The organism is Shewanella aquimarina (assembly GCF_023349185.1).
GTDB lineage: Bacteria > Pseudomonadota > Gammaproteobacteria > Enterobacterales > Shewanellaceae > Shewanella > Shewanella aquimarina.
The window spans coordinates 212,581-238,765 of the sequence record NZ_JAKIKY010000005.1 but is presented as its reverse complement, the minus strand read 5'-3'; the positions used below and the strand labels follow the sequence as shown (position 1 = coordinate 238,765).

General features: G+C 54.2%; 21 protein-coding genes. 11 read left to right on the top strand and 10 right to left on the bottom strand.

Going from position 1 to position 26,185, the window contains the following annotated elements; genetic code table 11:
- The first annotated feature begins 216 nt into the window (after window positions 1–216).
- Window positions 217–1,857, top strand: a complete 1,641-nt coding sequence (locus L2731_RS08460; protein WP_249252674.1) for a sensor histidine kinase — start codon at window positions 217–219, stop codon at window positions 1,855–1,857.
- A gap of 16 nt (window positions 1,858–1,873) precedes the next feature.
- On the opposite strand, the gene pepT is transcribed toward L2731_RS08460, so the two are convergent.
- Both pepT and tcdA read right to left on the bottom strand, forming a co-directional pair.
- On the bottom strand, window positions 1,874–3,103 hold the full coding sequence (gene pepT / locus L2731_RS08455; RefSeq protein ID WP_249252673.1) for a peptidase T: 1,230 nt from the start codon (window positions 3,101–3,103) through the stop codon (window positions 1,874–1,876).
- Between the two features lie 112 nt (window positions 3,104–3,215).
- Complete coding sequence (tcdA, locus tag L2731_RS08450; protein ID WP_249252672.1) at window positions 3,216–4,028, bottom strand: tRNA cyclic N6-threonylcarbamoyladenosine(37) synthase TcdA; 813 nt, start codon at window positions 4,026–4,028, stop codon at window positions 3,216–3,218.
- 366 nt (window positions 4,029–4,394) lie between these two features.
- On the opposite strand from tcdA, the gene L2731_RS08445 reads away from it, so the two are divergent.
- Complete coding sequence (locus L2731_RS08445; RefSeq protein ID WP_249252671.1) at window positions 4,395–5,453, top strand: porin; 1,059 nt, start codon at window positions 4,395–4,397, stop codon at window positions 5,451–5,453.
- 181 nt (window positions 5,454–5,634) lie between these two features.
- Here L2731_RS08445 and L2731_RS08440 read toward each other — a convergent pair whose 3' ends face one another.
- From L2731_RS08440 to L2731_RS08420, 5 genes are all read right to left on the bottom strand, one after another.
- Window positions 5,635–5,898 (bottom strand): DUF5676 family membrane protein, encoded by a 264-nt coding sequence (locus tag L2731_RS08440; protein ID WP_160793719.1) that lies wholly within the window; start codon window positions 5,896–5,898, stop codon window positions 5,635–5,637.
- A 107-nt stretch (window positions 5,899–6,005) separates the two neighbouring features.
- Window positions 6,006–6,554, bottom strand: a complete 549-nt coding sequence (locus L2731_RS08435) for a c-type cytochrome (protein ID WP_249252710.1) — start codon at window positions 6,552–6,554, stop codon at window positions 6,006–6,008.
- Between the two features lie 65 nt (window positions 6,555–6,619).
- Window positions 6,620–6,985 (bottom strand): hypothetical protein, encoded by a 366-nt coding sequence (locus L2731_RS08430; RefSeq protein ID WP_239849537.1) that lies wholly within the window; start codon window positions 6,983–6,985, stop codon window positions 6,620–6,622.
- A gap of 32 nt (window positions 6,986–7,017) precedes the next feature.
- On the bottom strand, window positions 7,018–7,797 hold the full coding sequence (locus tag L2731_RS08425; RefSeq protein WP_249252709.1) for a copper resistance protein B: 780 nt from the start codon (window positions 7,795–7,797) through the stop codon (window positions 7,018–7,020).
- A 113-nt stretch (window positions 7,798–7,910) separates the two neighbouring features.
- The gene (locus L2731_RS08420) at window positions 7,911–9,737 is read right to left on the bottom strand and encodes a copper resistance system multicopper oxidase (protein ID WP_249252670.1); all 1,827 of its coding nucleotides are present in this window, start codon (window positions 9,735–9,737) and stop codon (window positions 7,911–7,913) included.
- Between the two features lie 158 nt (window positions 9,738–9,895).
- Between L2731_RS08420 and L2731_RS08415 the strand changes: the two genes are divergently transcribed.
- From L2731_RS08415 to L2731_RS08405, 3 genes are all read left to right on the top strand, one after another.
- Window positions 9,896–10,573, top strand: coding sequence for a heavy metal response regulator transcription factor (locus L2731_RS08415; RefSeq protein ID WP_249252669.1), 678 nt, complete (start codon window positions 9,896–9,898; stop codon window positions 10,571–10,573).
- Window position 10,574: 1 nt separating this feature from the next.
- Entirely contained in the window at window positions 10,575–11,981 is a 1,407-nt protein-coding gene (locus L2731_RS08410) for a heavy metal sensor histidine kinase (RefSeq protein WP_249252668.1), read from the top strand.
- A 593-nt stretch (window positions 11,982–12,574) separates the two neighbouring features.
- A complete protein-coding gene (locus L2731_RS08405) occupies window positions 12,575–13,591 on the top strand; it encodes a porin (protein ID WP_041510065.1) in 1,017 nt (338 codons plus the stop codon).
- A gap of 85 nt (window positions 13,592–13,676) precedes the next feature.
- Here L2731_RS08405 and L2731_RS08400 read toward each other — a convergent pair whose 3' ends face one another.
- Complete coding sequence (locus tag L2731_RS08400) at window positions 13,677–14,333, bottom strand: thiopurine S-methyltransferase (protein WP_249252667.1); 657 nt, start codon at window positions 14,331–14,333, stop codon at window positions 13,677–13,679.
- Between the two features lie 105 nt (window positions 14,334–14,438).
- Complete coding sequence (locus L2731_RS08395) at window positions 14,439–14,783, bottom strand: hypothetical protein (protein WP_041509981.1); 345 nt, start codon at window positions 14,781–14,783, stop codon at window positions 14,439–14,441.
- 211 nt (window positions 14,784–14,994) lie between these two features.
- Between L2731_RS08395 and L2731_RS08390 the strand changes: the two genes are divergently transcribed.
- Window positions 14,995–16,830 carry a protein kinase domain-containing protein gene (locus L2731_RS08390; RefSeq protein WP_239849530.1) on the top strand — a complete coding sequence of 612 codons (1,836 nt, stop codon included), beginning with the start codon at window positions 14,995–14,997 and terminating at the stop codon, window positions 16,828–16,830.
- 33 nt (window positions 16,831–16,863) lie between these two features.
- Here L2731_RS08390 and L2731_RS08385 read toward each other — a convergent pair whose 3' ends face one another.
- Complete coding sequence (locus tag L2731_RS08385) at window positions 16,864–17,457, bottom strand: FxsA family protein (protein WP_239849529.1); 594 nt, start codon at window positions 17,455–17,457, stop codon at window positions 16,864–16,866.
- 525 nt (window positions 17,458–17,982) lie between these two features.
- On the opposite strand from L2731_RS08385, the gene cutA reads away from it, so the two are divergent.
- The 5 genes from cutA (at window position 17,983) to L2731_RS08355 (ending at window position 26,172) form a co-directional block, all read left to right on the top strand.
- On the top strand, window positions 17,983–18,306 hold the full coding sequence (gene cutA, locus L2731_RS08375; RefSeq protein ID WP_249252665.1) for a divalent-cation tolerance protein CutA: 324 nt from the start codon (window positions 17,983–17,985) through the stop codon (window positions 18,304–18,306).
- Window positions 18,303–20,111: a protein-disulfide reductase DsbD gene (locus tag L2731_RS08370; RefSeq protein ID WP_249252664.1), complete on the top strand. Its 1,809-nt coding sequence runs from the start codon at window positions 18,303–18,305 to the stop codon at window positions 20,109–20,111. The genes cutA and L2731_RS08370 overlap by 4 nt, the downstream gene beginning before the upstream one ends.
- A 142-nt stretch (window positions 20,112–20,253) precedes the next feature.
- Window positions 20,254–21,882: a cation:proton antiporter family protein gene (locus tag L2731_RS08365; protein ID WP_249252663.1), complete on the top strand. Its 1,629-nt coding sequence runs from the start codon at window positions 20,254–20,256 to the stop codon at window positions 21,880–21,882.
- Between the two features lie 94 nt (window positions 21,883–21,976).
- Complete coding sequence (locus L2731_RS08360; RefSeq protein WP_239849525.1) at window positions 21,977–22,936, top strand: TolB family protein; 960 nt, start codon at window positions 21,977–21,979, stop codon at window positions 22,934–22,936.
- Complete coding sequence (locus L2731_RS08355; RefSeq protein ID WP_249252662.1) at window positions 22,933–26,172, top strand: glycoside hydrolase family 2 TIM barrel-domain containing protein; 3,240 nt, start codon at window positions 22,933–22,935, stop codon at window positions 26,170–26,172. The genes L2731_RS08360 and L2731_RS08355 overlap by 4 nt, the downstream gene beginning before the upstream one ends.
- Window positions 26,173–26,185 lie beyond the last annotated feature (13 nt).

Genomic DNA, 26,185 nt, shown 5'->3' with positions numbered 1-26,185 from the left:
GTCAAAAAACCTGCAGTAAGCAGAATAACTGCAAGTAAAATGCCAACCCGCAGAGCCACATAAAGACTTTACAAACATCATCTTGGCGACATTTTTATTCCTTTGCGCGAGCAGAACATAAGAATCAGGCTATGCTTAAAGCTATGTGATCTGGACAGCGCACCTAACGTCAATTGTCGGCCGTGCTTATGGTGCTTGGGATAAGCGATACCATAAATGGCAAACCACACAGCTCAGCTACTCAAGAGTCCCATCGGCAGAAAACTCACCCTGTCGATCATCCTCTTCAGCTCCTTAATCACCCTGCTCACCACGGGCTTCCAGCTGGTCAACGACTATCGCAGCGACGTCAATCGCATCACCCGCCAATTCGACAGCATAGAGAAGGTCAATCTGGACGTGCTGGCGGCCAGCATCTGGGTGATCGACGAGCGCCTGATCAACACCCAGATCGACGGCCTGATCCAGCTGCCTGACATCACCTACATAGAGATAAACGACGACAGCGGCCAACACTGGCAGGCGGGCACGGCAACCCCGGAAAACACCATAGAGCGCAGCTTTAAACTGGTTTATGGCTCAGGCAACGAAAACATAGACGTTGGTACCCTGTTGGTGCAGGCGGATCTGAGAGTGGTATATGAGAAACTGCTCGATCGCGCCATCATCATACTCCTCTCCAACGCCATCAAGACCTTCATCGTCGCCGGTTTCATCCTCTTCCTGGTGTGGTTTCTGGTCACCCGCCACCTGCATAAGCTCAGCGACTACAGCCAGAACATCAACCTGGACGGCGAATTCGAGCCCCTGGTGTTCGTCAAGAACAGCCATAAGAATGACGAATTCTGGCTGGTTGCCAAGGCAATCAATGAGATGCAGCAGCAACTCAGGCGCTCCTTCGATGACATCAAGGCCTCCAAGCTGGAACTGCAAGAGGCCCTGGCGGATCGCGAGCGACTGCTGGAACTGGAACGCAGCTACAAAGATGAACTGGCGCGCCAGGTGAAGGAACGCACCCAGGAACTGGAACAATCCCTGCTGGTGCTTAAACGCGCCCAACAGGTACTGGTCGAACAGGAGAAGATGGCGGCGCTCGGTGGCCTGGTATCTGGCGTGGCCCACGAGATAAACACCCCTATCGGCATCTGTCTCACCGCCGCCAGCACCCAGCTGATCCATATCGAGGAGCTGATCAAGTTGATCCACAGCGAAAACGCGACCCTGGAGGAGATCAATGCCATCCTGGAGGAGTATCAGCAAAGCTGCGAGTTGATAATCAGCAACATCACCCGCGCCAGCACCCTGATCCAGAAGTTCAAGACTATCGCCGCAGAGCAGAGCCTGGAAGACAAACGCAGCATCAACCTCAAACAGGGGCTAGAGGAGCACCATGAGTCGATGCATTTCATCTACGGCGACAAGCAGGCCGAGGTGGAATACCGGGTCGATCCCGACCTTAACATACTCACCAATCTCAGCCTGTTTAAGCAGATCGTCACCAACCTGGTGTCCAACGCCTATGCCCACGGCTTTAAGAATCGCAAGCAGGGTAAGATCAGGATAGACGCCGAGGTGGACGATGGCATGCTCAACATCCGCATTCAGGATGATGGGCCAGGGATCGGCAGCGAGGCCAGCAGTCATATCTTCGAGCCCTTCTATACCACCACTCGCTCGGAGGGCGGCACCGGCCTGGGACTCTCCGCCGCCTTCAACGCCGTTACCCTGCTCAAGGGCAACATTCGCTATCGCGACGACGGCGAATTAGGCGGCGCCTGTTTCGAGGTGAGCTTTCCGGTTGAGGTACTCGACAGCCCAGCCATCGAGCTCAACCTCTCCAACCAATCAGGCATTTAACCGCCCCTTTAGCTGCTTAGCCCTTTAACTGCTTAGCCGTTAAGCGGCAGATCGCCATGATCACCTCGGTCGCCTTCACCATAGACTCCAGGCAGATAAACTCATGCTTGCCATGGAAGTTGTGACCACCGGTAAACAGGTTAGGACAAGGCAGGCCCATATAGGAGAGACGACTGCCATCTGTGCCGCCGCGAATAGGCTTGATCTTCGGCGTGATCCCCAGTTCCCCCATCGCCTGCTTGGCGATATCGACAATATGAGGATGCGGGATCAACTGATCGCGCATATTGTAATAGCTGTCTGTGATGCTGACGCTTAATGAGCCCTGGTGCAGCTGGGCATTACAGGCCTCGACCCGCTCGGTGAGCCAGCGCTTACGCTGCTCGAACTGATCCAGATCGAAGTCGCGAATGATATAGGTAAGCTGCGCCTCTTCGGTAACCCCTTTCATTTCAGCCAGGTGGAAGAAACCGGCATAGTCCTGGCTGTTCTCTGGGGTATCGCCAAGGGGCATCTTGGCATGAAATCGCGCCGCCATGGTCTGGGCGTTCACCATGACACCATAGGCAGAGCCAGGATGGCAGTTGTTTCCCTTGGCCGTCACCACGGCCGTGGCGGCATTAAAGTTCTCGAACTCCAGGCCCCCTAGCTCGCCACCATCCACAGTATAGGCCCACTCGGCCTTGAAGGTCTCGAAGTCAAACTTATCGGCGCCGCGGCCTATCTCCTCATCGGGGGTGAAACAGAGATAGATATCGCCATGAAGGCTACCCGGCTCTTGCATCAGGGTCGATAGTGCGGTGACTATCTCGGCGATCCCCGCCTTATCGTCGGCGCCCAGCAGGCTTGTGCCATCCGTGGTGATCAGCGTCTGTCCCAGATACTGATCTAACTCGGGAAACTCCTTGGGGGAGAGCCGGTTCAGCTCACCAAGAGGAATATCGCCGCCATCATAGTTCTCAATCAGTTGAGGGCGCACATTGGCGCCACTAAAGTCTGGCGCCGTGTCCAGATGGGCGATAAAGCCGATGGGGGGAACCCCTTCGACTGTCGCGGGCACCAGGGCGGTCAGATAACCCGTAGAAGATAGCGCCACCTGACTGAAGCCTAACTTGATCAGCTCCTCTCTGAGTTGATCCGCCAGCGCCAGCTGTCCCGGCGTACTGGGGCAACCGGCCTGACTCGCATCAGACTGAGTATCAAATTGCACATAGCGTAAGAATCGATTTAACAGGGCCTGTTTCATAATCAATCACCAGCAAAAAAAGTCGACTGAGTCTAACAAGTGACCCCAAGGTGACTTTAGACTTAAATCAAGTTTTTGGTGATTTACACCTCAGGCCAGCAGGCGATTGGATTCACGCCTTGGCGGCAAGCTTAGTGAGCACACGACTCACGGCGGTAAAGCCAAAGCTGCCGGTGACCACGGTCACGGCGCCAAAGCCCGAGGCACAATCCATACGCATACTGCCCTCTGCCGTGGCCTTGACATTACAGACACTGCCATCGGCCTGAGGGTAGACCAGCTGCTCGGTGGAGAACACCGCCTCTATGCTAAAGCGGCGCTGTACATTCTTAGAGAAGTTATATTCACGGCGCAGCAGGTTACGTACCTTGGCCAGCAGAGGATCTTGATAGGTCTTGGCCAGATCCGCTACCTGGATCTGAGTCGGATCTGTCTGGCCGCCGGCACCCCCTACCGTCACGATAGGCAGCTTCTGGCGTTTACAGTGGGCGATCAGCGCCGCCTTAGGCTTGACCGCATCGATACAGTCCACCACATAGTCCAGGCTACCACCCTGCTTGCGACCACTAAAATAGTCATGCAGATTGTCTGTGGTGATGAAATCTTCCACCTGATTCACCCGGCACTCAGGATTGATCTGCATGATACGCTCGGCCATCACCGCCACCTTAGACTCGCCAATTGTCTCCTTGAGGGCGTGCAGCTGGCGATTGGTGTTGGTCACACAGATATCGTCGAGATCGATCAGGGTGATCTCACCGATGCCGCTACGGGCCAGCGCCTCGGCCACCCAGGTACCTACTCCGCCTATGCCGACTACAGCCACGTGGGACTGCGCAAATCGGGTCAGCGCCTTGGCACCATAAAGGCGGCCAATACCGGCAAAGCGATTGAGATAGGCATCAGAGAGTTCAATTTGGCTCAAGGTGGGCTCCGAGTAAGATAACTAAAAACCCGCCGATTTTACCGCAATCCCTGGCAAAATCCTAAAAAGAAAAAATGCGACAAGTGTTACAGCTATGGGGCGATTGCAGCAACTTGGCAAGTAGAAGGTGACGCAGCGTAAAGACCAAATTAACCCACTGTTTTTAAATGTAAAACAACATGATAAAACTCACGTAAAACCAATGATTTGCGACACAGATCACATCTCAAGCTTGCACTTCTGGGCACACTGACGCCGCAACACAGCAATGCGGCCAAGAAAGCTCCCTCTGGGCCCGTGACTCTCGTTAGCTAAAAATTCAAAGGCCCTCTTCGAGATGGGCATAATCGCTACAGGAAGATGACAATGAAAAAATCTGTTCTATCGGCAAGCATTTTCGCCACGTTCGCAGCCACCTCATTCACGGCACTCGCCGACGGTCCTCAGTTCTACGGCCATGCCGATCTTGCCTTGACTCACTCAGATAACGGCATCGCGACCCAGAACCAGAAAGATGGCACCATCATAGAGAACAACTTCTCCTGGTTAGGGGTGAAGGGCAGCGAGAAAATCAGCGATGGTCTGGAAGTGATCTACCAGATGGAATTTGGCGTCAGCAACTACGACAACTCCGGCGACACCTTCAACGCCCGTAATACCTACCTTGGTTTAAAAAGCGTTGCCGGTACGGCACTCATAGGTCGTAACGACACTGTGTTCAAGTCTGCTGAAGGCGGTTTCGACCTGTTTGGCAACACCAACTCAGACATAGATCTACTGGCTGCCGGCCAGTCGCGTAAGGCCGATGGTATCACTTACTACTCACCAAAGATTGCCGACCTCTTGACCCTAAACGCGACATACCTAGTTGAAGACAACTACGTCACCTATGATGGTGACGAGCGCGTCTCTCCAGATAGCATGTATGCCCTAAGCGCAACCATCGGCGATAAGGCACTCAAGGCGCAGAACTACTATGTTGCCGCAGCCTATAACGAAAATATCGATGACGTTAAGGCCTATCGTGGTGTTGCTCAAGTCAAATTCGGTAACTTCATCGTTGGTGGCCTCTATCAGAACAGTGAACATATTGACGCCAAATATGCCAACCTAGAGGGTGATACCTACTTCGTTAACGCCGCATACGTGCTGGGCAATGTAAAGATCAAGGCCATGTATGGTAGTGACGACTCAGGCCTGGGTAAATATGTCAGCCGTTTCGTGGGTAATGCCGATGGCGCTGGCATGGAAACCGTATCAGACGTTGACTTACAACAGTTCAGCATTGGCGCCGATTACCGCATCAGCAAGAGCACAATGTTTTATGGTCACTACACTAAATATGATGGCGACCTGAAACTGGCCGGCACCAAGCAGGATCTGGGTGACGATATTGTCACTATCGGCATGCGTTTCGACTTCTAATACCAATCACAGGCAAGTATGCGCTCAGATAAAGCGCAGGAAAAACGCTTGAGAACACAGCTGGATTTTTAGATAAATCGTTATCTGCTGATTAAGAGGCGGCCACTGGCCGCCTTTTTTAGTGATAATCGCCACTCAATCTCAGTTGCCGCACAAAAGATTCGAATGACCTGCTGGCGCGTCAATCGCTCGTGGAAAACCGATTATAGAATATGGCGATTAACCATCCTATAAGACCGGCGACCAGCGCCCAGACGATGCCGCCAAGCACAAATCCACTGAAGGTTAGCTGCCACCCCATAGTCTGCCAGTCGGTATGCAACATATGCCCCGTCATGTCAGACATCATCATGGGCATGGCCACAACCAAGAGGGAGCAGACTATCCAGGCTAGGGCGAAGGCAAGTGCGCAGGCAAAGGCAAATGCCGCTTCATTTAATTTCATTTTACCCTCCTATCGCCTCTTCGATGATCGAGGCGTCGGTCGAACCCTGCTTGGCGCATTCAGTCCATAAAACATCAGGCTTAAAGGCTCGACCTTGCTATAGCACGTCAGTGATGACCACCGCCATCTTCCTCATCTCTGGCCGTCAGGATCTGATATTGCTCTGGCGTCAGCTCGGGCAAACGCTCGAGGAAGGCCACCATATTCCAGATCCTTTCATCATCATGTGTGGGTCCCCAGGCCGGCATCCCAGAGGCTTTGATGCCATGTTTGATGATCCAAAAGTGCTCTCGCCGCCTCTGCACAATATCCGCCTCCCTCTCGGATGCTGAACGGGTCAGATTGGGCGGCGCAGGATAGAGTCCCTGAGTGAAATCACTCTGTGCACGTCCCGGCCTGAGGTGACACCCAGAACACATCTCGTTGTAATCGGGACCACCCGCCAACAATCGAGACGGTGTTGCTATATCGGCGGGCACAGTGATCGCCTTGGCGGCACGCGCCACCGAGTTTTCCCTCAGGGTTTCCAAGGCCCAGTAGGTCAACTTGTTATGTGGCGTATCGGCACCTATAGGATAAAGACCTGAGTACAGATACCCGCCCAGAATCACCACGCCCAACAGCACTATCACCACTAGCGTCTTTACATAAACCATTAATCTCACTGCTATTGTTCTCCTCTGCCTATTCGGTTTGCCTCGACGCTAAACCTGATATCCGATTACCCGTGTGAATGACCCTTGTCATGCTGCTCCATCTTGTGGTGATCGTCTTTTTCCTGCTGCTCCTTCATGCACTTTTTCCTTAACGCCTGCATCACGGGGTCGTCCATATCCATCTGATGCTGATCTTTATGCATATCTTCCTTATTCATGTGCATCTGGCTTTGATCCTTATGCATCTGACTTTGATCCTTATGCATCTGGTCCTGATTCATATGCATCTGGCTCTGATCCATTTGCATTATGCTGCTGCAGTCTGGCTGCTCGTCTTTTGTCATATGTTCCTTAGGATCATGGGCCTGCGCCGACAATGACAACAAGAGCGCCGACACGGCGACCAAAGAAGTTTGTATACTCGTTTTCATGAATGACTCCTTCTGTTGTTTGACCAATAGGGTTAAAACCAAAATCGGATCCCTGCCAGCACACGGGTGTCTCCCGCCGATTCACCGGCCGCCTCGAGATAATCAGCCGTCGTGCCGAATGTCTCTTTGCGCTCGATACCCACATAAGGCGCGAATTGACGAGAAAACTCATAGCGTAATCTGAGGCCAAGGCTGGCATCGGATAGACCACTGCCTATGCCGTTTTGCGGATCGTCCTTGCCATATAGGGTCAGTTCGGCTCTGGGTTGTAAGATCAGCCGCTGGGTCAGCAGCCACTCATACTCTGCCTCCAGACTCAGGGCGCTGCGGCCCTGCTCTCCCAAATAAGCCGTTAGATCCAACTCGAACCAGTAGGGAGCGAGCCCTTGCACGCCAAGGGCCAGCCATTGACGGTTTTGACCATCTGCATAGTAGTCAAAGCGTGTCCCCAGCTGAAAATCGAAGTAGCTGCTGATGGCATGCCCCCAGAGCAACTCTGCCTGGGTCTCCTCGAGGCCATCCTGGTTATAATCTCCCTCTAACTTTAACCACACTCGGTCATAGGTACCGCCGTACCATACCGAAAGATCAAAGGCGACATCGTCATCGTTATCATATTCAAGACGATCGCCCATGACGGCCCAAAAGGCATCCTCATCCGCCAACCTGAGGCGTTGTGAGCCAGGCAGAGCATAAGGACCTTCACTCAGGGTGTGCCCGCCTGAATAGGCATGGGGGTCACGACTATCTGCCGGTGCATCGCCGCCCTGCATCTGCATCTCTGGCATGGCCTGCATGGAAGTTGCTTTCATCGCTTCACGCTGCTCCTCGCCTTCCGTGCTCGGCATGGCGCCACTCCCCGCCAAAGCCTGAGCCGATAGCAAGCACAAGGCGGCTGTGATTGAATGGATTAGGTGATGATTTTTCATGACACTAGTACCTCCCTGAACATGCCGGCATCCATATGGAACAACAGATGGCAATGCCAGGCCCAGCGCCCGACCTCCTGTGGCGTCGCCAAGAAGCTAAGACGTTGAGCGGGTTGTACTGGAATCGTGTGACGCCTGACTCTTAACTGCCCCTGGGCATCTTCGAGATCGCTCCACATGCCGTGCAGGTGCATGGGGTGGGTCATCATGGTGTCGTTTTGTAAGATGATACGAATACGTTCGTTTCGCTTGAGGGCGACCGGCGTACTCTTACCAAACTCCAGCCCGTCGAAGGACCAGGTGTAACGCTCCATATTGCCTGTGAGGTGAAGTTCCAGCTCCCGAACGGGCATGCCGGTGTCGGTCAACACACCTTCGACGGCGCACAGATCGTCTAGCGTCAACACCCTACGACCATTGTTTCTCAGTCCAGCGCCCGGGTCATCCAGGCTGGTTCTTGGCATATCGACGCGCATGTCCACCGACGGGCCATACTCGCTGGCGGCGTGACGCACCTGCTGTGACGGGGTCGCGAGCCCATGCATGCCTTGATGCTGGCTGTGATCCATCGCCATGCCATGGTTCATCGACATGTCATGGTTCATCGACATGCCATGGTTCATCGACATGCTATGCCCTTGATGTTGCATGCCACCATGTTGCATAGAAGATTGGTGGTCCATGGCCCCCATCATGTCGGCCATGGTCAACCATTGGATCTTATCGAGTGTGGGAACGGGAGCCGACAGGCCATCGCGCACCGCGAGCGTCCCCTTGGCATAGCCGCTTCTGTCCATCGACTGGGCAAAAATGGTATAGGCATCGTCCTTGGGATAGACAAGAACATCATAGGTTTCGCCGGGGCCGAAACGAAATTCATCCACAGATACCGGCTCGATATTTTGTCCATCGGCCTGAATAACCGTCATCACGAGTCCGGGAATACGAACATCGAAAAACGAGTTGCTCGCGCCGTTCACAAAGCGCAGACGGACGGTGTCGCCCGGCTTAAAGATGCCGGTCCAATTTCCATTAGGGGGCTGTCCGTTACATAGATAGGTGAGCGTGGACGCCGATAGGTCGGCCAAGTCAGTCGGGTTCATCCGCATCTCGTTCCACATCTCGCGCTTCGCCATTGCGGTGCGCAGATCGTAACGCGATACATCTTCGAAGAAGTCAGCCACTGTTGGCTGGGCATAATTGTAGTAGTCGCTCTGCTGCTTGAGCTTGGCAAACACTTCCATGGGGTTTTCATCTGTCCAGTCCGACAGCTGCACCACAAAGTCCCTGTCGCTCTTCACGCCGTCTCCGCCACGGGGCAGGATAACCAGGCTGCCGTACATGCCCGACATCTCCTGGAAGCCAGTATGTGAGTGATACCAATAGGTGCCCGACTGCTGTACCCGAAATCGATAGGTAAAGGTTTGGCCTGGGGTGATCCCCGCATAGCTCAGGCCGGGAACGCCATCCATCTGATAGGGCAGAATTATGCCGTGCCAGTGCACGGACGTGGGGACCGATAATCGGTTGGTCACCCGCAGCGTAATTGTATCGCCTTCTCGCCAGATCAGAGTCGGCGCGGGAATCGAGCCATTTATCATGATCCCTGTGTTGGCCTGGCCGGTAAAATTCACCGGCCCTTGGTCGATAACCAGGTCAAACTCGGTCCCCGTCAACACATCTGGGCTTCTGGTGCCATAGGCGGTCGGTTGCCCGATGGCAAAACTGGGCATGCTGGTGCCCAATACGCTTGTTCCAGCTATCAGCCCCTGCACAAAACGGCGGCGACTGAGGCTAAACGACTCACTATCTCTCATGTCCATACTCGACTCGCATTTTAGGTGTATAAGTTAAAGATAGTGGCCAGTACCTGACCAAGAAATGACGTGATGATTACAAAGCTGTAATCTTGAACTTATGTGAGTAAATACATGGTTAAATAGGCAAATCAGCTTAACCCTAGTTAAAGGCTTGCGGGCAAATGCGAATATTAGTGATCGAAGACGAGAGCAAGATAGGCGACTATCTCAAAAAGGGATTGGAAGAAGCCGGGTATACCATCAGCCTGTGTCGAAATGGCTTGGACGGCTATCACTGCGCCATCTCTGAGTACTTTGACCTGATAATCTTAGATGTGATGCTGCCCGACATGAACGGATGGCAAATCCTCGAAAAAATCCGCCTCAACAATTCGAATATCCCTGTCATGTTCCTGACGGCAAAGGACAGCCTGGAAGACAAGATCAACGGGCTCGGGTCCGGCGCCGACGATTACCTGGTGAAGCCCTTCGCCTTTGCCGAATTACTGGCGCGGGTAAAAACCCTGCTGCGCAGAGGCACCAAACAGCTGCAGTCTGACATCCTAGCCGTTGATACCCTGAAACTGGATATCGCCAAACGCCGGGCCAGCCGCGAGCAACTGAAACTGCATCTCACCAATAAAGAATTTTCCCTGCTTGAGTTATTGGTCCGTCACCAGGGAGAGGTACTCACTCGCGCCTTTATCGCGTCTCAAGTATGGGACATGAATTTCGACAGCGACACCAATGTGATCGACGTCGCCATCAGGCGCTTAAGGGCCAAGGTTGACGACCCCTTCTCGATGAAACTTATCCATACCGTGCGTGGCATGGGATACAAACTGGACACGGAAGCCTGACATGTTTAGCAGCCATCCGAAGATCTCATTAAAAGCCCGTACGCTCAGTTTAGTGGGGGGCACATTGATCGCCTGCTTCCTATTGCTTGGCTTCATGATCGACGCCCAAGTTAAAGCGCATTTCCTGCATCAGGATGAGGAAGAATTGAATGTAGTCGCTAACTCGGTGAAGGGCATCCTGACTTCCCTATCAATGGCTCAAGATAGCCATCAGCTTGATACCGCCCTATCACAAGCGGTGGTCGGCCATCACGGCATCTTCTATGCACTCTACAGCGATGACAATCAGCTGATTTACAGTAATAAAACATCCGATCTTTCTCAGTTTCTCCAGCAAGGTGCCAAAGAGCGAGTCGAGGCGACAGCGCTAGTCGTCATCGAGGCGCAGCAGCGGCACCTACGGGGCACCTTACTCAAGGTGACGCTTCCCAATGGGGCAACCGCTAAGTTAGTGGTGGCCAGCGAGATCGACTTTCACCTGGCGTTTCTTAGCGAGTTTCACCGCACCCTCTGGTCGACATTACTCCTGGTATGGCTGTTAACCATGCTGGCAGCCTGGCTGGCCATTAGGTTCGGCCTGCGCCCACTGCAACGATTGAGTAAAGACATCAGCGAGATAACAACCGAACGTTTGCATCTGAGATTGAAGCCGGAATTAGCCCCCGTTGAATTATCAGAATTGATCGCCAGCTTCAATCACATGATTGGTGAAGTCGAACTGGGTTTCAAACGCCTTAGTCACTTCTCGGCAGATATCGCCCATGAACTTAGAACGCCACTCACGGCACTGGCGATGCAAAATGAAGTCCTGTTGGGTCAGGGGCGAAGCACAGAGGAATACCAGGAATTACTCTATTCCAATCTGGAAGAATTAGAGCGCCTCACCGTCATGGTCAATGATATGTTGTGGCTGGCCAAGTCGGACAATGGACTGATTGAGCCCAAGAAACAAGAAATTGCCCTAGATATGGAAGCAGACAAGATCATCGATTATATGAGCCTGCTCGGCGATGAAAAAAATGTCTCCATCATAAGAGAAGGTAGCGCTGCGCTTATTGCCGATAAGGGAATGGTGCAGAGGGCGCTGGGCAACCTCATAGGCAATGCCGTGCGTCATGCCGAGCCAGGATCAGAAATCGTCATTGCCATTGAACAAACGCCTCAGGCCACCAGCATTAAGGTGAACAACCAGGGCACGCCTATCCCGAAGCAGCATGTCAATCACCTGTTTGATCGTTTCTATAAGGTTGAAGCCGCGAGGCAAAGAGAGGGGAGCAGTAACGGCCTGGGGCTGGCCATCGTCAAGTCCATCGCGGATATTCACGGCGGAAGCGTCACCGCCGAGAGCCATGACGGCAAGACCTGCTTCACTCTGCTTCTGCCAACAACTAGCTCTACCAACTTCTAGCTCTGCCAACTTCTAGCTCTGCCAACTTCTAGCTCAGCCAAATAAGGTCGGCTCACCAAAGCATAAGGTGTAGACCCGTTCCTATAGGTTTTCAGCTTTCTGCTTTCAGCCCGCCGGGGTCTTGCCTTCCCCGACGAAACGATGCTTTTTGTTCACCTAACACGCAGATGTCAAACCGCCATAAAGACCAAGCTCACAGGCTATTTTTTATCCCAACTTATGTGCGCGAGCGCACACTTTCCAAACATATTTGAGCTTTCCCAAGCAAAATACCTACAATTTTAGCAACCTCTTAATAAGTTACAGTTTGTTTACATCGACAGCAGAGCGCATACCCCTTTAGAAGTATGCTCAATACGTTAAATTTACAAGGATTGGCTGTTTTTTAAACGCCCGAGGCAGATCTGTCACAAATTCCTCGTAAAGCTAACCTAGATAAGCAGAAATTTGATCTGCACCACACTCTTACTGCCATAAAACTGTAAACTTCTGGCCAACTTTGTTACGAGAACGGACCCTCGGAGCAAATTATGGAAACTATGTTAATAACCATTAAAAAATGGAAAAGAACTCAGTTCTTGGGAGCACAAAACATGAAAAAATCTCTAATCTCTGCATCAGTCGCATCTGTTATTGCACTGACCTCATTCGGCGCGCTAGCCGATGGCCCTAACTTCTACGGTCGTTTAGACCTTACTGTGACTAACTCTGACACAGGTCTAACTACTCGTGAAGCTAAAGAAGGTACTGTACTTGAGAACAACTTCTCTCACCTAGGTGTGAAGGGTACAGAAAAGATCGCTGACGGTATCGAAGTGATCTACCAAATGGAATTCCAAGTTGAAAACACTTCAACAAACAGTGACGTATTCAAGGCTCGTAACACTTACCTAGGTCTTAAGAGCGCCGCAGGTACTATCCTTGTTGGCCGTAACGACACTGTATTCAAGCAATCTGAAGGTGGCATCGACCTATTCGGTAACTCAAACGCCGATATCGACCGTCTAGTAGGCGCACAGACTCGTAGCGCAGACGGTATCTGGTACTACTCTCCAAAGATTGCTGACCTATTAACCATCAATGCAACTTACCTGATGGAAGATAACCAAGCTTCTGATGACAGCCAGTACGCAGTTAGCGCGACTCTGGGTGACAAGAAGTTCAAGGCACAAAACTACTATGTAGCTGGTGCATACAACAAAGGCATCTCTGGTATCGACGCATACCGTGGTGTGGCTCAAGTTAAGCTAGGCGACTTCAAGGTTGGCGGTCTATTCCAAAACTCTGAAAGCGTTGCTATGCCAAACCTTGAAGGTAACTCTTACTTCGTAAACGTTGCCTACAACCTGAACGGCGTTAACCTGAAAGCCGAATACGGTAAAGACGAAGCTGGTCTAGGTGTATACGCTAAGCGTTCTGGCATCCAAACTGCTGATACTACTGATGTAAACATCACTTCTATCGTTGTTGGTGCGGACTACAAGGTAGCTAAATCAACTATGGTTTACGGCCACTACGCTATGTACGACGGTGACTTCAAAGCTGCCGGCATCAAGACTGACATGGAAGATGACAACGTATTCACCGTTGGTGTTCGTTACAACTTCTAATTCGATGAGCCTCAGGCTCTGACGAAAAAAGGCGACCATAGGTCGCCTTTTTGTTATCTCGCGCGCGCGATTTAAACGCTTTAGCCTAACGCCTCACCAGACGATAGACGGACTCGGTCAACCAAGGCACCTGCTTCTTCACAAACCTTGGGTTCTGTGCCAGCACATCCTGGGTGCTCAAACACTCGACCTCGAAATAGGGGCTCATATGCGCCTGGATCCAGGCATCGGATACTGCAAACGGCGGGCCATTGAGGGCCTCCTGGGGATAATCTAGGGTGATAAGCAAGCCTATGCTCTTAGGGGGCAATAACTCTGCCAGACGCTCCACATATTGCTGGCGCATCTCGGGAGGCCAGGCGATCAGCGCCGCCCTGTCATAAAATCCGCTCACCGCCTCGAGAGGCTCTTTCGGCAGCCTAAACAGATCTCCCTGGTAGATGCTCACCTGCTCGGTACGATAACACTCATGCTCGCCTTGCGTCTGACACTCGACGGGCAACTCATTATCACTAAAAAACTGCTCGACCGCACTCTGATTGAGCTCGCAGCCGATCACCTCTAGCCCCTGCTCGGCCAGGTAACAGATATCTAGCGTCTTACCGCATAGGGGAACAAAGACCTGACTACCGGCAGCCAACTTGAGCTGCGGCCAATAGTCGATAAGTAGGGAGTTGACCTCATCGAGATGAAAACCTATCTGCTGAGAGGCCCATTTGTCATGCCAAAAACTGGGTTGCATCGGTAGCTCCACATAAGCAAGTGTTTCATTATGCAGGCTACTCTAATCTGTCGCCGCCTAAGATGCCAGCTTACCGAATATATCGGCAAGCTTTTCTCTTGGTCGTTATTGGATATCCAGAACCTTCTGAACCCGCCTTAACCAGACACAGTTTTCACATTCGCAGTTACGGCGCGATAGGTGATGGGGGGTGAGACTGGAGTCGATAAAGTCGACGGCGATCAGCAGTTGTTGTTTCAGCTCTGCCACCGATTTACGCTCGACGGCCACCAGCTCGTCGTTATGATTCATCCAGACGCACTCCATGCCTTGATGGCAATGGATACACTGGGGATCTGTACTATTGAAAAAACCCGCGTGAGGACAAAATTTTAGCTCCATCGACTGTACGATGCGCTTCCTCGGGTATTCTAATAACTCTATCAACAGGGCTTTGTTTAGTTCCGTCATTTCGCCCTCCTCACTCTTCAATGTCGCTCAAAAATGAAGCTTAGTTTTATATTAGCTTCAGGTTACCTGTATGTGTATGTAACAGATTTGATGTAGGTCAACATCTCATCCGAAAATATCGGTTAGGTATCGCACTGCTGAAAAATCTAGCTATTGTGCCTTACGGTCGCTTCTTGCTATAAAAACATATCGATATTCAGTGAAGTGCCCCATGCCCGACAACCAAGCCCCCAGCCCAGAACTGCAACACTTTTACATCTCCGAAGAGCAGTCTATCTACCTGCTCAAGGCCGATGATGCCCGCAAACACAGGGCCTGGATAAGACTCTGTAAACAGCAGCTCAGCAAGCTAGGCTACTCAGACATAGAACTGGTGGGCAAGGGGGCCTACGGCTTCGTCTTCGCCGGCATCAATCGTCATGGCAAGGCCCATGTGTTCAAGTTTTCCCGCATCACCCTGCCCCAGCAGATCCAAGACAGGCTGGAGGAGGAGGCCTATATGCTGTCTCAGGTGATCCACCCCAATGTGCCACCTGTGATCAAGTTTGAGCATGTGGGTAAGCAGGGGATCCTGGTGATGGCCAGGGCACCAGGGGAAGATCTCGACAAGCTCTGCCTCAGGCATGGCGCCCTGCCGGTACGTATCATAGTCAGCATCGCCCGCCAGTTGGCGCAGATCCTCAACTATCTGCACAACGGCCGCCCCCTGGTACATGGCGACATCAAGCCCTCTAACCTGGTGTACGACATGGAGCGGGATCATCTGTCGCTCATCGACTGGGGCTCGGCGGTATTTGCCCAGCGCGATGGCGAGGGGAACCCGGTCAATGGCAATGTGATGGATCTGCTCTCCAGCGATCAGCAGCACACCAATGCCCGCATGGGGGATGTCTACTTCATCGGCGAGGAGCAGCTCAACGGCGCCCTCTCCAGCCCCAGGTTTGACGAACAAGGGGTGGCCGCCACCCTCTACGCCCTGGCCTCGGGTCAGGCTAGCCGTTTCGGCAGCAAGGTGATCCCCGCCAGCAGCATAGGCCTGCCCATAGAGTTGGCCCGCACCTTAGACGGCATGCTCAGCGACGATCCAGTCACCCGCAACCGCGCCGGAGACTATTTCCTCAGGAGCATGGCCCACAGCCACCGTCTGCACCTGCCGGATCTGCCCGCGGCGCCGCTGCAACCCGAGATCCCGGTATGGACGCTCAAGCAGGCCAAAGATGTGGAGACGGTCACCTACAGCTCACGTAAATCCTTCCTGAGAGAACACAACGAGGATGAGCCGATAGAGAAGATGGACGATCTCCAGCTGGAGAAGTACTACCGCAACTTCATGGCAGGCATGGGAGATACCGAGAAGGGCTTTATCGCCGCGGTCAGCCGGGTGGGACAATACTCTCTTGTGGGCGGCCTGGCGATCCACTGGCAGGAGTCCGGGGTGTTTATCGACTCCAACCTGGCCACCTATAACGCCGAGGAGAAGGCGGCGCTCATCTTGGCAGTGAACAACATGGTGACCCTGGCACGGGGCATTCGCCGCATCGGGGTGTTTAAGGCCTGCTTCTTCAACGCCCGCGACACACTGCACCTTGAGCGCGACGACACCAGTCAGCCCTTCAGGCCGAGTCCAGACCAGCAGCTGCCCTTCGAGGTGGGCGATGTGCCCTCGCTGGAAGATAAGTCCAGACTGCACTCCTACTTCGAGGATGGTCGCGACCCGGATGAAAACCTGGAGCTGCCCAAGGAGATCATGACCGAGCTGGGCTGGATCAACCAGATCCACCACACGGGCTGCATCATCTTCGAGGTGCTACCTAACCATATGAAGATTCATAGCTATCTTAGACTGTTAAATCCCCGCAAACAGGCCGCCTTCAGGGCAAGCCTCGACAGGATCCTCAGCCATGTGGATAAGATTCAGGGGAAAGGCGTTTCGGGCTTCATGAAACTTCCCTATAAAAATACCCGTCGCTTTCAACATATCGACAGGAAGGCGGACCACTTCTACCCCAGAAATCCCAAGGAAGTGATGGCCCAACTGGAAGAGTAATGGCTCAACTGTAAGCCTAATGGCTAAGCCGATTTACTTCGGCTCGCGCTTGTCCTCGTCGCTCGCCTTATCATCCTCTGGCTTGTCGCCCAGCTGACGCTCTTCGTCCAGCTTGTCGGAAGGATCCGGCTTGCGCTCATAGTCGCCATCGAAGGTGTTGCCCTGCTCATCGAAGGGTGAGCGGTCGAAGGGTGAGCGGCCACCGGCCGAACCATTTGACCCAAATGGCCCCTGCCCAAACTGGCCGTGAAAACCTCCCTGTTGACTCACCTTGACCTGCATCCGCTTATAGAGGAATGCGGCGATAGGGGCGCGCGTGAGCGGGGTTAATAGCAATAAACCGATAAAGTCGGTCACGAAACCCGGGATCAGCAGCAATAGACCGGCCATGGCCAGCATCATCCCCTCGACGATCTCCTGACCGGGCGCCTCGCCGCGCGCCAGCTTCTGCTGCACCTGCATCAGGGTATGTATCCCCTGGCTGCGCACCAGAGAGACCCCCACCACAGCGGTGAAGATCACCAGACCCACGGTAGTCCAGCTGCCTAAGGTTTCGCCAACGCGGATCAGCACATTGAGCTCAATAACGGGAATGAGAACAAAGATAATCAATAGGATGAAAAACACGCTGACCTCACAAACTGACGAAATTTCTAATGCATTGAAAACTAAATGGGGGCGAACGGGTCTACTTTCAAGTCGGACGGCTTTTTTAGCGAATTTATCCAAGTGACAAACTTGGGATAAGCTCACTATTTTAGCAATAGCTTAATGCAAGTCGCCGACAAAACACGTAAAGTAGCTAGGGTCTGTTGACCTTTCCTGTTTGTTTTTGCAGCATTTTGTAGGGGATTTATACAAGGCAGAGCCTGTGTAGTGTAGTTAATCTACATGAACAGGAGATAACGCCGTAGAAATAGCCTACAAAAGCTGCCCGAAGGGTTCATTTAAACGCGCCTTGCCCTGTGTTGCGTGCTTTTTACATAGAATAACTATGCGACACAGCACGCGCCTTGAGCAAAACGCGTTTAGATTGAACAAAAATTAAACCTGAAAGATAAACAGACCCTGGCGCTCACGATACCCTCGAGAGCCAGTATAACCCGGTTACCTTAACACCCAATTAATGACCATACAGGGTAATAGCAACAGATGCAGGAAAAATGTCTACTCGTCACCACCAGCTGCCCGGACAATGAGACGGCCAGCACCCTGGCCCGCGCCTTAGTGGAAGCCAAGCTGGCGGCCTGTATTCAGATCTCCGCCCCCGTCACCTCACTCTACACCTGGGAGGGTGAAGTGTGTCAGGAGACAGAGGTGTGCCTGCAGATAAAATGTCTCGCCCGTCATTACGACAAGCTGGAGCAGACCCTCTTGTCGCTGCACCCCTACCAAGTTCCCGAGCTGATCGCCACAGAGATCCACACAGGTTCGGCGGCTTATTTAGCATGGATAAAAGAAACCTCACTATCATGAAGAAAATACTGTTCCTCTTCCTCTCGACTCTGCTGTTGATCGCCCCCGGGGCGCAAAGTGAAAGCCTGTTCAGCAAGAGTAAGTTTGATTTTCTGAAAGACGAACCTCAGCTGATGCCTGTGGATCAGGCCTTCGTCTTCGATGCCCAGCAAGAGGGCAATCTGGTCAAGATCAGCTATGTGATCGCCGACGGCTACTACCTGTATCGCGACAAACTCAAGTTCGCCGCCGACGGCGCCACCTTGGGTGAGATCCAACTGCCCAAGGGCAAGGCCCATAGCGACGAGTATTTCGGCGAGCAGCAGGTCTACTACTCCTATGTCGAGATCCCTGTGGCACTCAAGGAGGCCGGCAAGGATTCCAGCATCGAGGTGACCTTCATGGGTTGCGCCGAGGGTAAACTCTGCTTCCCGCCCACCACGCGCAGCGCGCCCCTCACTCAGGTGAGCGCCAACGCAGGCCTACTCCCCGAGGTTTTGAAAGAGGCTTCAGCGGCCAGTGAAACCGCCGACCAGCAGGCGCCCATTACTCAGCAGGACTCTCTGAGCCAGATGCTCTCGGGCGACAACCTGCTGTGGACCCTGGTGATCTTCTTCGGCCTGGGTATCGGCCTGGCGCTTACCCCCTGCGTCTTCCCCATGTACCCCATCCTATCTGGCATCATAGTGGGCCAGGGTGAGAAGCTCTCAACCGGTAAGGCGTTTAGTCTCTCCATGGTCTATGTACAGGGGATGGCGATCACCTACTCGCTGTTGGGGCTCATCGTCGCCTCGGCGGGCATGAAGTATCAGGCCGCGCTGCAACACCCGGCAGTATTGGTGGTGCTAGCGATCCTCTTCTTCGTGCTCAGCCTCTCCATGTTCGGCCTGTACGATCTCAAGCTGCCATCGAGCTGGCAGGAGAAGATGAACCGTTTCTCTAACAACCAGAAAGGCGGCAACGTCGCCGGTGTGTTTGTCATGGGGATCATCTCGGGTCTGGTGGCATCTCCCTGCACCACGGCGCCGCTGTCGGGCGCGCTGGTCTATGTGGCACAAACCGGCGATCTGCTGCAAGGCTTCCTGGCACTCTATGTGCTCAGCATGGGCATGGGGCTACCGCTGCTCATCATAGGCTCGTCGGGCGGTAAACTGCTGCCACGTGCCGGCGCCTGGATGGATGTGATCAAGACTGTGTTCGGCTTCCTGCTGATCGCCGTCTCTATCCTGATGATAGGCCGTATCTGGACAGGTCTAGTATCTGACCTCCTCTGGGCGTTGTGGGGTATCAGCCTGACCGCCTACCTGATGCATCAGAACAAGCTCACCGAATTTAACTGGAAGCAGACGGTGCGCTCCGTACTACTGTTACTTACCCTGCTGGCTAGCTTCTCCTATGGCTTCCAGGCTGTCATGAACAGCCTGGGCTATGAGACCCAAACCGGTGCGGTAAGCCACAAGGTGAGCCATAAGACCATCAAGAGCCTGGAAGATCTGCAGGCCGAGGTGGCCGCCGCCAGTGCCCAGGGTAAGCCTGTGATGCTGGATCTCTACGCCGACTGGTGTGTCGCCTGTAAGGAGTTTGAGAAGATCACCTTCGTCGATCCGGCCGTGCAGTCTCGTCTGTCGCAGATGGTGTTCCTCCAGGCCGATGTGACCCGAAACGACACCCTAGACATAGAGCTGCTGGAACACTACGACGTACTGGGCTTGCCCACACTCTTGATGTTCGATGCCAATGGCGAGATCCGCGACGACCTGAGAGTCACTGGCTTCATGAAGCCTGAGGCCTTCGCCGCCCATCTGGATCACTTGCTAGCCAAGTAATCCCGAACCGACTAATAAAAAACCTCCTACGGGAGGTTTTTTATTAAGAGCTAAAAGATAGCTCGCTCATCAAAGTTTTCATTTATAGTTAACCCAATTCCTATACAATCAGGGGTATACCTCACGGAACACAAGGAGCAACATGGAACCCGCCATTCTCATCATCACCTTAGCCTGTGGCATGCTTGTCAGTCGTATCGGCCTACCGCCACTCATAGGTTATCTGGTCGCGGGCTTTGTGTTATTCCTCTTTGGCATAGACGAGAGCAGCCTACCGTTGCTTGAGCAGCTGGCCGAGCTGGGTGTCACCCTGCTGCTGTTCGCCATCGGCCTCAAACTGGATATTCGCAGCCTGTTTAAGGCCGAAGTCTGGGCCGGCTCCAGCCTGCATCTGCTGGGCTCCATCATCTTCTTGGTGCCCCTACTCAAGCTCCTCGGCCTATTAGGGCTGGAACAACTGAGCGGCCTCGCCTTCAACCAGCTGACCCTGCTAGCCTTCGCGCTGAGCTTCTCCAGCACCATCTTCGCCGTTAAGGTGCTCGAAGATAAGGGCGACATGCAGTCCCTCTATGGCCGTGTCGCCATAGGTATTCTGATCATGCAGGATATCTTCGCCGTCGCCTTCCTCACCATCTCCAAGGGGGACATTCCCTCTGTCTGGGCCCTGGGACTACTGCTGCTGCCCTTCGCCAGGCCGCTTATCTACAAGGCCTTTGATAAAGTCGGTCACGGTGAACTCCTGGTCCTCTTCGGCCTGGTGATGGCCTTAGTCGTGGGTGCCGGCCTGTTCGAGCTGGTCGGCCTCAAGCCGGATCTCGGCGCCTTGATCATCGGCATACTACTGGCGGGACACGCCAAGTCTTCGGAGCTGGCCAAGTCGCTCTTCTACTTCAAAGAACTGTTCCTGGTGGCCTTCTTCCTCACGGTTGGTCTCAACGGCCTGCCGAGTTTCGGCGACATCGGTCTGGCGGCCCTCTTGGTGCTTATCGTACCGGTGAAGATAGTGCTCTTCCTCTATCTGCTGACCCACTTCAGGCTGCGTTCGCGCACCTCGCTGATGACATCGCTCAACCTGGGCAACTACAGCGAGTTTGGCCTGATCGTCGCAGCCGTGGCCACCAGCAAGGGCTGGCTACCGGGGCAATGGATGGTGATCCTGGCCGTGGCCCTCAGCCTCAGCTTCCTGTTTGCCGCGCCGCTTAACGCCGCATCGGCCCGTCTGTATCAGAAATTTCAGAGCCGGCTGCAGAAACTGGAGAAACACCCGCTGCATCCCGAAGATAGACAGATCCCCGTGGGCAACCCCCGCTTCCTCATCCTGGGGATGGGACGTATCGGTAGCGGTGCCTACGACGAGCTTGCCAACCAGTTTGACGGTGAGATCCTGGGGATAGAACACAAGCAAGAGTTGGTGGACTTTCACCGACAGCAGGGGCGTAACGTGGTACAAGGCGACGCCTCGGATACCGACTTCTGGGAGAAGCTGGACAGGGCGCCAAATCTTGAGCTGGTGCTGCTGGCCATGCCCCACCACGCGGGAAATCAGTTTGCGGTGGAGCAGCTAAAACGCCTGGATTACCAGGGTAAGCTCAGCGCGATCGTGCAATACAGTGAGGATGCCCAGTCACTCAAGGCATCCGGAGTGCACAGCGTCTTTAACCTCTACGAGGCCGCCGGTGCCGGTTTTGTCGAGCATGTGATTTGCGAGCTGAAATCCGGTAAGCAGCACGAGGCCGATATCGCCGTCGAGCCCCAGGAGGCCACAGGCTAATCCTGTGTCATCTCTAGATCACGGATTGTATACATTATTCTAAATATCTTGTATTGTACTTGCCATCCTGCGATAAGATGGGAAGTACAATACTGTGCCGACAAAAAAACTAAAATCTAATCAATACCATTACTTCGGAAACATACTCAGGGCAGGTGTCTGGCTCTTAGCTGGCATGGCCGCACAGGTCGGTGCCGCTGGCTACGACATCTGGCTCTATCCCCTGGCAAAGCTGGAAAAGGCACCTCATTGGCGACTGGGCGAGCCTATCAAGGTGAGCGACCGTGCGGGCTATGACAATCAGGCGGCCTTCAGCTTTGATGGCAAACAGCTGGTATTCGCCTCCGACCGCGCTGGCAGCCACAACGACATCTACCGCTTCGACATCGCCACGGGCCGCATCGATGCGCTGACCCACACCCCGGAAATCAGCGAATATTCGCCTCAGCTGACAGCCCATGCCCTCACCTATGTAGCCGAACAAGGCGTGCCCCATCAGAGTATCTGGCAGCAGTCACCGAGCGAGCAGGCAAGCCCCCAGCGTGCCGTCGCTAGCCTGATCCCCGCCGGTTACTACGCCAAACTGGAGGGGCTCGGCACCCTGATCTGGGCGAGATATGCCTACAGCCTCTACTATGAGCCCGAGGGCGAACAGGCCGATGAACGCCACTTCGTGATCAATAATGCCGGGCGTAGCCTGCACGCCCTGCCAAGCCTCAAGCAATTCAGCTACCTTCATAAACGCATCGATGGCGAACGAGTCATCAGCCTGTTCGATCCCCATACCGGCAGCCACACGCCCCTTATCGACGTCGGACAAGGCAGCGAAGATTACGCCTGGAGCAGTGATGGCTGGTTGTTCAACCTGGACGGTCTTAACCTGCGCACCTGGCCCTATGGCCCCATCACCAAAGGCACTCCCCTGGCGTCCTGGCAAGGGGTGAGCACACTCACACCGCCAAGCTCCCATCACCACCAGCCCTCGCGAATCGCCATCAGCCCCAAAGGGAATTTTATCGCCATCACCTGGCAACGTAAGGACACAGACCAATGATCAAGCGTTCATTTTTCTCGCTGGCGCTCGGCCTAGCCTCAGGTCTAGTCTCATGCCTGACGTTAACCGCTAACACGGCATTCGCCAGCGATCGCTGGCAGGACCACACACTATTTGAGGTCAACAAGTTGGCGCCCCATGCCAGCTTCTTCGGCTATGAATCTGAGCCGCTGGCGCTGCTAGATGAGATGTCTCGCAGCCAGAACTACTTAGATCTCAACGGCCGCTGGGTGTTTCATCTGGCAAAGAATCCCGCCGCCACACCCAAAGAGTTCGCCGCGGCCGATTTTGATGCCAGCCATTGGGGCAGCATACAGGTGCCGGGCAATTTCGAGACTCAGGGCTATGGCCACGCCATCTACCTGGATGAGCGCTATCCCTTCGACACCGAGTGGCCCGATGCGCCTGATGATCACAACCCCACCGGCCTCTATCGCAAGACCTTTACCCAGCCCCTGCAGTGGCAAGACAAGCAGGTGTTCATCCACATAGGCGCGGCGCGCTCGGCACTGACTCTATATGTGAACGGTCAGGAGGTCGGCTACAGCCAGGGAGCCAAGACCCCGGCGGAGTTCGACATCACCCCCTATCTGCAGACAGGCGAGAACCTGATCGCCATGCAGCTGATCCGTTGGAGCGACGCCAGTTATCTGGAAAGCCAGGATATGCTGCGCATGACGGGCATAGAGCGTGAGGTCTACCTCTACGCCACGCCGAAACAGCGCCTGCAAGATATCGAGGTGGTCAGCGAGTTAAGTGCCGATCTCGGCCGCGCAGAGGTGAGTGTAAAGGTAGATCTTGTCAGCCACTCGACTAACAAGAACAAACTAAACCTTAGTTATCGTCTGCTCGATCCACAGGGTATGACTGTGGCCCAGGGTGACCAGGCCGTCTCCCTTGGCGATAAGGCCAGAGTCTCCTTCGATGCCAAGCTAATACGCCCTTTGCTGTGGAGCGCCGAGATACCGAAACTGTATCGGCTGCTATTAAACCTCAAGACGCCTGAGGGAGAGACGCTCCAGGTGACCAGCCAGCAGATAGGCCTGCGCAAGATTGCCATCGAGAAGGGCCAGCTTAAGGTGAACAACAAGGCGATCATCATACGCGGCGTGGATCGTCACGAGACAGATCCCCAAACCGGCCATGTGGTCAGCCGCGAGACCATGGCGCTGGATATCCGCCTGATGAAGCAGAACAATATCAATGCGGTGCGCTCCAGCCACTATCCAAACCATCCCTACTGGCTCAGCCTAGCAGACCGTTATGGCCTGTATGTGATCGATGAGGCCAACATAGAATCCCACCCACTGGCGATAGACGAAAAGACCCAGCTGGGTAACGAGATGAGCTGGCTGCCGGCCCATCAGGCACGTATCGAGCGCATGGTCGAGCGCGACAAGAACCATGCCTCGGTGATCATCTGGTCCCTGGGTAACGAGGCGGGCGAAGGCAAGCTGTTCGAGCGGCTCTATCAGTGGATAAAACGGCGCGACCCCAGCCGTCCCGTGCAGTACGAGCCCGCGGGCGAGGCCGCCTACACGGATATCGTCGCCCCCATGTACCCCTCCATCGAGCGGATACGCGAATATGCCGAGCGCGCCAGCGACAGGCCGCTGATCATGATCGAATACGCCCACGCCATGGGTAATTCGGTCGGCAACCTGCAAGACGACTGGGATGTCATAGAGGCCTACCCTCATCTTCAGGGCGGCTTCATCTGGGACTGGGTGGATCAGGCGCTAGCCTTCACTAACCCGCTGGGTCAGAGATACTGGGCCTATGGTAAAGACTATCACCCAAACATGCCCACCGACGGCAACTTCCTTAACAACGGTCTGGTGGATCCCGACCGCAATCCCCATCCGCACCTAAGCGAGGTGAAGAAGGTCTATCAGCCCATCAAGCTGAAAGAGTTTCACATTGAGGGCAAGCAGGCCTTCGTCAATCTCATCAACGGCTTCGACTTCGTCTCAACCCAAGGACTGAGCCTCAAGTGGACGCTACAGCAAGATGGTCAGGCGATAATGAGTCGCCGCCAAGCCATGCCGCTACTCCCCCCAGGCGAGCAGGCCCGCGTGACCTTCAGCCTGGCAAACGAACAAACCTTGGTCGAGCCCTTCGAGTATCATCTGCTAATCGAGGTGCTCGTCGATACCCCAAGGCCACTGCTGCCGAGCGATCACCGCATCGCCTTCGAGCAGTTTGCCCTGCCGCGCCCACACAGCAAATCAGTAGAGAGAAGCAAGCGAACAGGGAGCAGCGAGCAGAGCGTCAATCAAGCAAGCATCACAGAAGATAACAAGGGCTATCGTCTCACTGCAGGAGAGCTGAGCTATGAATTTGATAAACGCAGCGGCTGGCTGACCCAGATAAACCTGGGCGGCGAGCCCCAGCTTAAGGCGCCGTTGATGGCCAACTTCTGGCGCGCCCCCACCGACAACGATCTGGGTAATCAGATGCCCGAGTGGGCCGGCGCCTGGCAAGACGCGGCAAAACAACTTAAGGTCAGTAAGATAGCGAGCGACCCCGCACTCGGTCTAACCATCAGCCAGACCCATCCCGAGATGCATTTTAGCCAGCGTCCCCGCTATAGCCTGGATAATGCGGGGCGCCTGGCTATCGACAGCCAATTTATCCCTGGGAATAAGCCGCTCGCCGATCTGCCCCGCTTCGGTTTCAGCACCAGGCTAAGCTTTCAGCACAGATACCTGAGTTACTTTGGCCGTGGCCCGGAGGAGACCTACGCCGATCGCCAGTCAGGCAATCCCCTGGGTTGGTATGCCCTGCCGATAGCACAAACCTATCACAGCTACCCAAGACCTCAGGAGACGGGCCAGCGCACTCAGGTGCGTTACGCCGCGGTGACAGATAGTGCTGGCCGAGGTTGGTTGGCGATTGCCAACCTAGCAAAGCCAGAAAACCAGGCGAATAGGCTCGCCACCCTACAGACCAGCCTCTGGCCGTTCGCCCAGGCCGACATCGATTTTCGACGCGGCGATGCCCAGGACTCGGCCTCGGGTCTGGTAGCGGTCACCCGTAACCACAGCGCCGAAGTCCCGCAACGTGAGTTCGTTACCTGGAATATCGACTACCACCAGATGGGCGTCGGCGGCGATACCTCCTGGGGACGTCCGGTACACGAGGCCTATCGCATCAAGGCAGAGCCAATCCATTTCGGCTTCAGCCTGATGCCAATCACCACAGATGACGATATCCGTACCCTGGCAAGACAATAACAACAAGGAAGCA